Origin of the sequence: Actinoallomurus sp. NBC_01490 (genome assembly GCF_036227085.1) — a bacterium.
GTDB classification, from domain to species: domain Bacteria; phylum Actinomycetota; class Actinomycetes; order Streptosporangiales; family Streptosporangiaceae; genus Actinoallomurus; species Actinoallomurus oryzae.
In genome coordinates this window covers 6735044-6745756 of sequence record NZ_CP109433.1, presented here as the reverse complement: position 1 = coordinate 6745756, position 10713 = coordinate 6735044, and the positions used below count along the sequence as shown (strand labels likewise).

General features: G+C 66.4%; 9 protein-coding genes. 2 read left to right on the top strand and 7 right to left on the bottom strand.

All coding sequences use genetic code 11. From position 1 onward, the window contains the following. Positions 1–4 precede the first annotated feature (4 nt). The 7 genes from OG417_RS31530 to OG417_RS31500 all read right to left on the bottom strand — a co-directional run bounded on the left by OG417_RS31530 (position 5) and on the right by OG417_RS31500 (position 7351). Entirely contained in the window at positions 5–793 is a 789-nt protein-coding gene (locus OG417_RS31530) for an MlaE family ABC transporter permease (RefSeq protein ID WP_329236253.1), read from the bottom strand. After that, entirely contained in the window at positions 790–1761 is a 972-nt protein-coding gene (locus tag OG417_RS31525) for an ABC transporter ATP-binding protein (protein ID WP_329236251.1), read from the bottom strand. Before OG417_RS31525 ends, OG417_RS31530 begins: the two co-directional genes overlap by 4 nt. 360 nt (positions 1762–2121) lie before the next feature. After that, positions 2122–2811: a hypothetical protein gene (locus OG417_RS31520; protein WP_329236249.1), complete on the bottom strand. Its 690-nt coding sequence runs from the start codon at positions 2809–2811 to the stop codon at positions 2122–2124. Between the two features lie 389 nt (positions 2812–3200). Further along, positions 3201–5159 carry a DUF6801 domain-containing protein gene (locus OG417_RS31515; protein WP_329236247.1) on the bottom strand — a complete coding sequence of 653 codons (1959 nt, stop codon included), beginning with the start codon at positions 5157–5159 and terminating at the stop codon, positions 3201–3203. Positions 5160–5369: 210 nt separating this feature from the next. Further along, the gene (locus tag OG417_RS31510) at positions 5370–5870 is read right to left on the bottom strand and encodes a hypothetical protein (RefSeq protein WP_329236245.1); all 501 of its coding nucleotides are present in this window, start codon (positions 5868–5870) and stop codon (positions 5370–5372) included. 120 nt (positions 5871–5990) lie between these two features. Next, a complete protein-coding gene (locus OG417_RS31505; protein ID WP_329236242.1) occupies positions 5991–6623 on the bottom strand; it encodes a hypothetical protein in 633 nt (210 codons plus the stop codon). 116 nt (positions 6624–6739) lie between these two features. Further along, positions 6740–7351: a hypothetical protein gene (locus OG417_RS31500; protein WP_329236240.1), complete on the bottom strand. Its 612-nt coding sequence runs from the start codon at positions 7349–7351 to the stop codon at positions 6740–6742. Between the two features lie 531 nt (positions 7352–7882). On the opposite strand from OG417_RS31500, the gene OG417_RS31495 reads away from it, so the two are divergent. Both OG417_RS31495 and OG417_RS31490 read left to right on the top strand, forming a co-directional pair. Next, positions 7883–9205, top strand: a complete 1323-nt coding sequence (locus OG417_RS31495; protein WP_329236239.1) for a PucR family transcriptional regulator — start codon at positions 7883–7885, stop codon at positions 9203–9205. Positions 9206–9405: 200 nt separating this feature from the next. Further along, positions 9406–10629 carry a helix-turn-helix domain-containing protein gene (locus OG417_RS31490; protein ID WP_329236237.1) on the top strand — a complete coding sequence of 408 codons (1224 nt, stop codon included), beginning with the start codon at positions 9406–9408 and terminating at the stop codon, positions 10627–10629. Positions 10630–10713: the final 84 nt, after the last annotated feature.

The window sequence follows — 10713 nt, the reverse complement described above, 5'->3', positions numbered from 1 at the left end:
CGGCTCAGCTTCCCTTCGGGGGGACGACCTGCAGGTAGATGGCCGTGAGCACGAGGTTCACGAAGAACAGCAGCAGGAAGGCGATGACGACCGACTGGTTCACCGCGTCGCCGACGCCCTTGGGGCCGCCGCGCGGGTTCAGGCCGCGGTGCGCCGCGACCGCGCCCGCGATGAAGCCGAAGATGAGCGCCTTGATCTCGCTGATGTACAGGTCCGGCAGGTGGGCGAGGGCGGAGAAGCTGGCCAGGTACGCGCCGGGCGTGCCGCCCTGCATGATCACGTTGAAGAAGTAGCCGCCGAGCACGCCGACCACCGACACCAGGCCGTTGAGGAAGACCGAGACGAGCATCGCCGCCAGCACACGGGGCGCGATCAGCCGCTGGATCGGCGAGACGCCCATGACCACCATCGCGTCGATCTCCTCGCGGATCGTCCGCGAGCCGATGTCCGCGCAGATCGCCGAGCCTCCGGCGCCGGCGATCAGCAGTGCCACGATCAGCGGGCTGGCCTGCTGGATGACCGCGAGCACGCTGGCCGCGCCGGTGAAGGACTGGGCGCCGAGCTGCTGGGTGAGCGATCCGACCTGCAGCGCGATCACGGCGCCGAACGGGATGGACACGAGCGCGGTCGGCAGGATCGTCACGCTGGCGATGAACCAGAACTGCTCCACGAGCTCCCGGCCCTGGAACGGCCGCCGGAACATCGCACCGAGCGCGGCGGCGGCCAGCGCGAACAGCTTCCCGGTCTCGCGGAGCGCGGCGGTGCCGGGGACGGAGCCGGCCGGAGTGGTCATCGCCGCTCCCGGATGCTGGCGAGGATCTCCTGCTGCGCCGGGTACGGGAGCTCGTGCAGCATGCCCATCACCCGCGCGCGGCGGCGCTCGACGGCCTGACGGGGCGGCAGGCCGGGGCTGGGCTCCAGCTGCGGCACGATCGGCGGCAGCCCCTCGTCGTCATCGTGGTAGCCGGCCTCGCGTTCGGCCTCCAGCAGCGACTGGTCCTTCTCCTCCGACATGCCGATCGGGCCGTGCCGCCGGCCGCGGAGGAACTGCGCGACCACCGGCTCCTCACTCGTCAGCAGCACCTCGCGCGGGCCGAACGTGACCAGGTCGCGGCGGAACAGCATGCCGATGTTGTCCGGCACCGTCGAGGCGACCTGGATGTTGTGCGTGACGATCAGAATGGTCGCGTCGATCTGCGCGTTGAGGTCGATGAGGAGCTGGGAGAGGTACGCCGTGCGGACCGGGTCCAGGCCCGAGTCCGGCTCGTCGCAGAGGATGATCTGCGGGTCGAGGACGAGGGCGCGCGCCAGCCCGGCGCGTTTGCGCATTCCGCCGGAGATCTCGCCGGGAAGCTTGCGCTCGGCCCCGCCCAGGCCGACCATCTCCATCTTCTCCAGCACGATGCGCCGGATCTCGGACTCTTTCTTGTTGGTGTGCTCGCGCAGCGGGAAGGCGATGTTCTCGAACAGGTCGAGCGAGCCGAACAGCGCGCCGTCCTGGAACATGATGCCGAACAGCTTCCGCACCTCGTACAGCTTGCGCTCGGGGCTGCTGACCATGTCGACGCCGTTGATGAGGATGCGTCCCTGCTCGGGTTTGAGCAGGCCGATCAGCGACTTGAGGAAGACCGTCTTGCCGGTGCCCGAGGGGCCGAGCATCACGCTGACCTCACCGGCCGGAAGGGTGAGAGTGATGTCGCGCCAGATGTTCTGCCGGCCGAAGGATTTCGTCAGTCCTTCGACCACCACTTCGATGCCCATTACCGCGAGCCGACCATCACAGTTCTCCCAGCACCTGACTTCGCACTGATACAAAGAAGAAGCTTCATCACCGGCTCGGCTTGAAAGTTCGTATTGGCGGGACTTTTTGAGTCGGCTCAGTGATTACTACTGGCGGGTACGCTACTTTCGTGGGTGTTCGGGGCGCAAGCGTTCGAATGAGACAATCGGGTCACGGCGCATTGCTTATCATCGGATAACAAACCGGCTGCCGATTCTTGTCGCTCAGTGCGCATGGGCCCGGTCGAAGAGGGGCGACCCGCCGGTTCCGCGAAGAGCGGTCGTCGGCGCATACGAGATCACCCGGCCCGCGCCGCGGGCCGGGTGATCGGGTGGCGGTGATCAGTGCAGGGCGCCGGCCTTGAAGACCTTGCTCGGGTCGGCGGTGGGAGACGAGTTCGCGACGGACGCGGGGCCGAGGGTCAGCGTGATGGTGTTCCCCGAGCCGGGGACCACGAGGTTGATGAGCGGAGTGGCGAGCAGGCAGTCCTTGAACTTCGGGATCGTGTAGGTGCCGTTGAGGTTGCCGCCGTTGATGACGCTGAAATCGGCGTCGGAGGCGACGGAGACCTCCGCCGGGGTCTCGGTCCGGCAGCTGCCGCCGACGGGGGTCGGGATGCCGGCGACCTTGAGCTCTGTGATCTTGATGGTGAGGTGTGACGTGGTCTGCACCGCGCCGGTGTTGATGTCGACGGTTCCGGTGGTCGGCGACGCCTCGACGAACTCGGTCGTGACGGAGACCGGGATGACGCCGAACTCCTTGAACGAGCCGGTCGCCGGGGGCAGGTCGACCGTGGCGGTCAGCCCACCGGTGTCGTCGACGGCCGTCGCCAGGGTCCCCGGGCCGAGGGACATCGAGGAGTTGGTCGACTTGATGGTCGTGGTCCCGGTCAGCGGATAGTTCAGCTTGAGCACGACGTCCGCGTGCGCCGTCCCGGTGGTGGACAGGACCCCGAGCGCGGCCAGCGACGCGGTCGCGGCGGCGGTGGTCCTGCCCCAGCGCCTGACGGGCGCAAGCGATTCAGCCGGCATGTGGAACCTCCTTGGTGCGCGGACACCGAGTCGGTCATACGGTGCCCCTACCGGCAAACCCCGCTCGATTTCGTCGGGCCGGTGCGGTCACGACCGATACGAGGTTTGATTCCAGCGTCGACCCCGAAGACCCATTGACCTGACGTGGAATCTTCGGAATCTACCCTATTGTCCCGAAGATTAAGTGCTCGCGATAGGCAATACAAGACCCGGAACCGAGAAAAGCCGTCGCCGTTCCTTGTTGCTGCGGGGAGTTGTCATGAAGTGCACCGTCGCCTGGCTGTTGTTTATCTCTGGGTGCTAATTCAGGGACGGTTGCCGGGGGTCTGCAACGCGAGAGCTCGGATGTCGGTAACCACTCATGTCGCTCGCCTGGTCGCGCCAGCGTATTATTTGTATCCCGGTCTTACCATCCTCTGTGGAACGCTGAAGACGTAATTCGCGGAAAAATCGACCGGTTCGCCCGTATTGATGCTGCCGCCACATCCGGTCACGCCCTTCACGGTCGGGGGCGCGGATGATTGTTGGGTCAGGGACATCACGTGCGTCAGATTAGAGTACCTGAAGCCTATGCTAGCCCCGCTGATCCGGACGGTGCAGGACGTCCCGTCTCTGAGGGTGATGTTGAGGTTCGGCAGTTCACCGAACGCGACATCGGTCGTCGGATCGTAGGTCGTCAGCGAGAAAGGGGGGCTGGCGGTGAGGAAGCTTATGGTCGCGGCCTGGCTCAGCGCTCCTTCGCCGTGACAGTTCGTGAACGTGGGTTTCTTGCTAACGCCGATGTGGACATCGTCGCCATCTCGAGCCTTGCCGCCGTTGAGGCTGAGGCTGAACGAAGTGGATTCGCATGAGAAACCCGCATTCGGAAGCGTCAGCCTATATGCGCCCGAGCTTGCTGTGAGGGGCCCGCCGGGTTCGACGTCCCATCCGAAGTCCTGAACCGGGCACGGTGTCGGCGGTCGGAAGGGATGATCCGCATCGCAGATCTGCCCCTGGGTTATCCTGATGTAGTTCCCGGGTCCGGATAGCGAGGCTGTGAACAGCGGATCCAGGCTCTCGCCGACCCCGCATCCTTGGAATGGGGGAATGGTCGCCGTCCCGGTCAGGAACCCTCCGCTGTTGACCACATATGTCGGATCATCATTGGTGCTGGCACTCAGCTGGAGCTTCATCGGCTGGGCGGTGGTGCAGTCAGCCCCCACGTCCAGTGGAACGCCGTTGATACGGACATCATGAATTCGAAGGGAGACGTAGGCTGACGCGGTCGTGTATCTTGGCGGCAGTTCAGGCGACCGATTCACGTAGTCCACGGCCGTGATATTCGCATTCTGATAGGCTGTGGTCTTGCCCACTTGCGTGACATCCAGTTCGGCCGTGGTCGGCATGAAACCGAAGGCCAGAAACGTCGCCTGCGAGGTCTCCACATGAGAGGCGCCGAGAGAATCCGTCTCAAAATAGTTGGCGTTTAGGTTGTACAGTGAACGGTTTCCCACCTCCAACGCCATCTTCCCGAACAAGGGCGCCGCGCCGTTGAGCTTCGCCACATTCGAGAACCCGCTGATCTTCGCGCAGGCGTACAGAGGAGTGGTCTCGATGATCGGAGTGTCAGGAGGCGGCGTGGGAAGGGGAAAGTCTTCGCTGAAACCTCCCGTGACGTCCGGCGGGCAGTAGTCCTCCTGGGCCTTGGCCGCAGTGGCGTGTGAGACGCTGCCGGGACCGGAGGCGCCTGTCGCGTCCGCTGCCGATACTGCGATGGTGGTCAGCGCCGTGTCCTGGCCCAGGTTCGGTGAACAGGAGAGCGACATCGTGGCGGGCTGCGCCGCCGTGCCGTCGGCCTGTCGGAGAGTGAGGCTGGCGCTCAGATCGGCGACGGAGAAGACGACCCGACCGGGTGCGGCGACGGTCGGTGCCGGCTCCTGCCCGGACCCGGCCAGAACCAGCTGATCCGCTCCGACAGACGTCTCTGGAACAGCGAAGTCGGACCCGGTGATCCGAGCCGGGGAGCCGTTGGCCGTCACCAGAGGGGTCATCCTGAGTGTGCCGCCGACCGTGGTGACGCCCTGCTTGGTCAGGCCCGCGACCGCGGCCGCGGGAAGGGCGACTAGGACGGTCACGTTCCCCAGTCGGATCGGCCTGCCGGCCGTGGCGGAGTCCGGGACGTTCGCGATGACGCGTACCGCGACCTGCTGCGTGCCCGACGGCAGCTGACACGCATAGGTGAAGGTGCGGTCGACGGCCCGCTCGCCGGCGACCGCGGCGATGGTGGAAAGCAGGCTCGCGGTGATCGCGATGACGCAGGCCACGGCAGCGCGCGCCAGGCCACGTCGCGTCCAGAAACTGAATCTCATATTCGGCTACCTGTCCTGACGCCCGCTACGACGAGGACCATTCATCGGAATGACGCGCACGTCGGCAGACATGGCTACTCGCGAGTACGCTACTTATGTCGCTGCCGGCCCACAAGAGCCACTGATCGAAGAATGATCGCCGGTGCGATCATTGTCATCGGATGACAGTCCTCGTGGATGCCGTTGTCACCGCGGCGACAACCGACCACCTCATGGGCTGGTGATGGTGAGATCGGTGAATACGTACGTCGCGCTGACCGGCTCCGTCTCGCCGTTCTGGATCAACCCGAGGCAGCCGGACACATTCTGGGCGGTCAGGTCTCCCGACCACGCCATGGTGTGTGATGGGTTGTCGTAGGAGAAGTCGAGCGAGCCGCCAAGATTCAGGCTGCAGAGCGGCCCGCTGAAATGGAGACCGACGTCGGTGATGGTTCCGGTGGTCCGGCCGGACGAGTATGCCTTGGCGTTTATCAGCCATGGGAGCGTGACGCTGATCACGAAGGTGAACCCCGATGGATTCGTGCACGATGAAAATGAGATGGTCTCGATGCGGCCGAGCCCATCACCCGGCGCCCCCGGCCCGGGAAGGAAGTCGGTCGTGATCGTTGACGAACACGTCCACTGGCCGATGGTGATCGTGCCGTCCCCCGCGGAGTCCGTCCCGCTGACGGTCCACGTCTGGTCGGCGAACGCGGGCGACGCGCCGGCCACGACCGTGACCAGCGCGGTGAGGGCTAAGAGGATCTTCGCCGCGAAATTTCGCATGGAACGCATCCCTCCGGTGAGACGACGGTACGAGTCGGCTGCGCGAGCACGGATCCGTTAGCCCGGTTAGGGGCTGGTAATGGTGATTTCCGGCGACAGCGTGTATGCGCCGTTGAGCGTGATCGAGTCGCCGTTCTGCAGCAAACCGAGGCAACTGTAGACATTGCTTATCGTCAGATTTCCACCGCTGATGACCAACTGGTGGGCGGAATTATCGTAGGTGCCGACGACTTCGCCGGTACCACTGCCTGCGCCGCCAGGGCCGTCGAAATCGGCCTGGCAGAACGGGCCGGAGAAGTGCAGGCTCATGCCGCTGATCGTTCCGGTCGTGACCCCATCACTGAAGGTCTCCGCATTGAACTGCCATGGGAAGTCGGTCGTCGTTATCGAAAAGGTCATGCCAGCAGGTCCGTTGCAAACGCCGGCTCCCATGGCCTCGATTTCGGCGATGCCCGTGCCCGGTTGACCGGAGCCGGCGAATGTCTCGCCCGCCACCCAGGGCCTTTGGCAGGTGTAGAAGGCTCCGGTGTGATTGTCGGTTAACGTGACACCTGATGCCGTGCCTTCGAAGTCGATCTCAGCGCCATCGGTGGCCGGGCCGACGGTCCAGGTCTGGTCGGCGGAGGCGGGCGGCGCGCCGGCCATGATTGTGACCAGTGCGGTGAGGGCGATGAGGATCTTGGCCGTGCAGTTCCGCATGAGACGTATACCTTCCGGTTGAGACGACGGTGCTCGTCCGGCTGGTCATCAACATGAATCCGTGCGGCCGGGATGCCTCCCGGCCGCACGGGTACAGTCGGATTCGCCGACCTCGATCAGGGGCTGGTGATGGTGACGGCCGGGTCGACGGCGTAGCTGCCGACGAAGCCGGACGTGTCGTTGTTGTTGATGAGCCCGAGGCAGCCGCTGACGTTGGTGATCGTCAGACCGGCACCGCCGGTGGCGCTCAGGGTGCCGTCGTTGGAGTAGGTCATCGGCACCGAGCCGGCGACGTCCGCGGAGCAGAGCGGGCCGCTCAGGTGCGCGACAACGCCGCTGATGCTTCCGGTCGTCGTGCCGGCGCCGTCGTAGGAGTCCGCGTTGAGGGCCCACGGGAATCCGGTCGTCTGGACCGTGAACGTGATTCCGGCGGGGCCGGAGCAACTGGCGAAGTCGAGGGACTCGACGTTCGCGAGGTCGGTGCCGCTCTGCCCCGAGCCGTACTGCGCGTCACCGCTGCCGGACGATGACGTACAGGTGAGCTTGGTGCCGGTGTTGTTGTCGGTCAGGACCAGGTTCGTCGTCGAGTCCGCGGCGAAGTCCACCGGGCCGGAGGCCTCCGGGCCGATGGTCCAGGTGCTGTCGGCCAGAGCGGGGGAGGACGAGAGGCTGATGGCGGTGGCCGCGGCGGCGGCCGTGAGGAGGGCTGTTGTCGCGATCTTACGCATGTTCCGTAGTTCCCTTTCATCTTCTCGAACTGTTCAACCTGGCGCGTGAACCGAACCGTCCAGGGGCGGCCCCTTCCCATGCCGTAGCCACATTCAATGGTCCGTGGAATATCGCAGTCAGCGCCTTTGGTGGCGTTGGCGTTTCGCCAAAGATGATCTTGCGTGCTAGTATTTTCGGTAGGCTTGCTACCTGTCAGTAGGTTAAGCACGTGTTACGTGTCGAACAAGAGGAAATTTCGGCGCAAGCGATAAATTGTCATCAACTGCGAGAAGCGCTTCGCGTTTTTATCGTTCGGTAACTAATCCGGATCCGTCAGCGGTGAAGCCGTGCGCCGGCGATCAGCCGGAACCACAAACCGTCATCGGCTGTACGCGTCAAGTGAGCGGTTGATCGGATGGCTGCAATGCGCCGAGGTTTTCGTTAGCGTCACGATGTGTCCCGGATCACGTCTGGGCGGCTTGGTCGTCGCACGCGTGGTCGCCGGCTGTCATTCGCGGCCGGTGCGGCGGCGATGGGAGGAGTGACGGACGGTGTGGCTCGAACACGAGGCGGAAAGGCGGAAGCTGGCCGGGCTGCTGCGGCTCGAGCTGGACGGCCTCGCCGACGAGATCTGCGGCGAGATCCGCAAGAGCATCCCGGAGTACGCGACGCCGGGTGAGGGGCCGTTCGGGCCGGCCATGCGGCCCGCGACGGAGCAGGCCATCGCCTCCTTCATCGACCGCATCGCCGAACCCGCCGCGCCGTCGGGCCGGCTCGTCGACATGTGCCGGCTGCTCGGCCGGATCGAGGCCCACCACGGACGGAACCTCAACGCCCTGCAGGCCGCCTTCCGGATCGCCTTCCGGGTGGCCTGGCACTGGACCACGAGCATCTGCGCGCGTCATGAGCTCCCGTCCGAGACCGTCGCGGGCCTGGCCGAGGCACAACTGGAGTACATGGACGAGCTCGCCTCGATCGCCGTCGAGGGTTACCTGGAGGCGAGCGCGCACACGCCGGAGGAACTCGCCGAACTGCGCCTCCGGCTCTTACGACTCATCGTGGAGCGGCCGGCCGCTCCACGGCAGGAGATCGCCGATCTCGCCGAGCGCGCCGACTGGGCGGTGCCCGCGGAGGCGACCCCGATCGTCGTACGGCCCGGCGCCCGCCTGGTCGGTACCGCGCTGGCCGATGACATCCTCGCCGACCTCGAGGGCGCCGAGCCGCGGCTCCTGGTCCCCGGCCGGTTCACCCCGGACCGGCGCGCGACGATCGAGGCCGCGGTGCCGCGCGACCGGATCGTCGTGGGGGTCACCGTGCCGCTGGAGGAGGTGGCGGACTCCTTCCGCTGGGCCGTGCGGACCCTCGGTCTCATCGCCGAGGGCGTCGTCGACGACACGCGGCTGACCTTCTGCGAGGACCATCTACTGACCTTATGGCTGATGTCGGACCCGCAGCTCATCGACGAGCTCGCGCGGCAGCGGCTCGCCCGGCTCGACGGCATGCCGGCCGGCAAGCAGAAGGCGCTGACCGAGACGCTCCGGGTGTGGCTGGAGAGCTGGAGCACCGCGGCCGACGTGGGCAACCGGCTGCACGTACACCCGCAGACCGTGCGGTACCGGCTGAACCAGCTCAAGGAGAGCCTGGGCGAGCGGTTCACCGACCCGGAGGCGCGGTTCGGCCTGGAACTCGTGCTGCGGGCCCAGCGGCTGCGCGACCGCCCGCCGCCCCCGGGCGGCCGGGACGGCAGGAACGCCCGCCCGGCGACCCCGCTTTCTCATCATCCCGTCACAAAAAAAGGTACCGCGCTGTCCGAAAACAATGAATCGCACACGGTCAATGACAGACCGTACGGTCCGGGAACGCGATACCGGTAAATCCTTGCCGGAGCCGGTTCTCTGCTCTACGGTCACGGTGTCCTAGATCGCGGTTCGTGCGGAAGATACAGGGGTTCCCCGCTCGGTATTTCCCGTGCGGCCCGCGGTCACCGGCAAGCGCCACCTGACGGCCGATCTGAATAAGGGCGACCCCGCCCCGCGACGCACCGACTCCGACGGTGGTGGTGGGAGGTACACGCATGCCTCGAACGCTCGAACCGAACGGTCTGAACGGGTCACGTTCCGAACTGGCCGAGCGGCTGACGGCGATCATGCGGATCGAACTGCCCAGCCTCACGAAAGAGATCGTGGCCGCGATCCGGGACGGCATTCCCGAATACGCCCGCCCCATCGACGGCCCGTACGGCCGGACGCTCCGTTCCGGGGTCGAACGCGCCCTTGCCGGATTCGTCGAATGGATCAGCTCGCCCGACGCCCTTCCGGACGACATCTGCTACAAGCTCGGCTGGTTCGAGGCGTACGAGGGCCGCCAGCTGGACGTCCTGCAGTCCGCGTACCGGATCGGCGCCCAGACCGGCTGGCGACGGGTGATGGCGCTGCACCAGCGGCAGAACCTCGCCCCGGCGACCGTCTCGGTGCTGGCGGACGCCCTGTTCACCTACATGGAAGAGCTGGCGTCGTCGTCGGTGCGGGGCTACCGCGAGGCCAAGGCGCAGCTGAACGACGAGTTGCAGGCCGGCCGCCGGCGGCTCCTGCGGCTCATCGCCGACGGGGCACCGCGCGACCTGCTGGAGGAGCACGCCGGATCGGCTCGCTGGGTGCTCCCGGACGAGGTGACCGTGGTCGTGCTGCGCCCGAACGCCCCGATCGTACGGACGCTGCTGGACGACGACCTGCTGACCGACCTCGACGGCACCGAGCCGTACCTGCTCGTCCCCGGCCCGCTGACGGCCGACCGCCGGGCGATGCTCGAACTCGCGGTGGCCGAGTCCAAGGCGGCGGCCGGGCTGACCGTGTCACTCGACCGGGCCCCCGACTCGCTGCGCTGGGCCCGGCAGGCGCTCGGCCTGATCCATTCGGAGATCATCGACGACGGCCCGCTCACCCTCTGCGCGAACCACCTGGAGACCCTCTGGCTGTTCGCGGACGCGCCACTGATCGACCAGATCGCCCGCCGGCAGCTCGCCGCCCTGGACCACCTGACCGCGCGGCAACGCGAACGCCTCGTCGAGACGCTCGGGGTGTGGCTGCGCACCCGCGGCACCGCCGCGCAGGTCGGCGACGAGCTGGGCGTGCATCCGCAGACCGTGCGCTACCGGATGCGGCAGATCGAGCACGCCCTCGGCGACGACCTCGCCGATCCGGACACGCGTTTCGCCACCGAGGTCGCCCTGCGCGCGCTCTGGCTGCGCGGGCAGGAGCCCGTACGCGAGGCCCACGACGCGCCCGTGGACGGAGCATGAGTTTCACTTATTCCGCTAACCCGGGGGATAAGGCGCGGGGCGAATTACGCACCTGTTGATAGGGCTGCGCGCCATGGTTGATCC

Bases quoted from the DNA above. Each gene is read 5' to 3' on its own strand.
- OG417_RS31520 (WP_329236249.1), bottom strand. From the start codon at position 2,811: ATGCCGGCTGAATCGCTTGCGCCCGTCAGGCGCTGGGGCAGGACCACC.
- OG417_RS31515 (WP_329236247.1), bottom strand. From the start codon at position 5,159: ATGAGATTCAGTTTCTGGACGCGACGTGGCCTGGCGCGCGCTGCCGTG.
- OG417_RS31500 (WP_329236240.1), bottom strand. From the start codon at position 7,351: ATGCGTAAGATCGCGACAACAGCCCTCCTCACGGCCGCCGCCGCGGCC.
- OG417_RS31490 (WP_329236237.1), top strand. From the start codon at position 9,406: ATGCCTCGAACGCTCGAACCGAACGGTCTGAACGGGTCACGTTCCGAA.
- OG417_RS31525 (WP_329236251.1), bottom strand. From the start codon at position 1,761: ATGGGCATCGAAGTGGTGGTCGAAGGACTGACGAAATCCTTCGGCCGG.
- OG417_RS31505 (WP_329236242.1), bottom strand. From the start codon at position 6,623: ATGCGGAACTGCACGGCCAAGATCCTCATCGCCCTCACCGCACTGGTC.
- OG417_RS31530 (WP_329236253.1), bottom strand. From the start codon at position 793: ATGACCACTCCGGCCGGCTCCGTCCCCGGCACCGCCGCGCTCCGCGAG.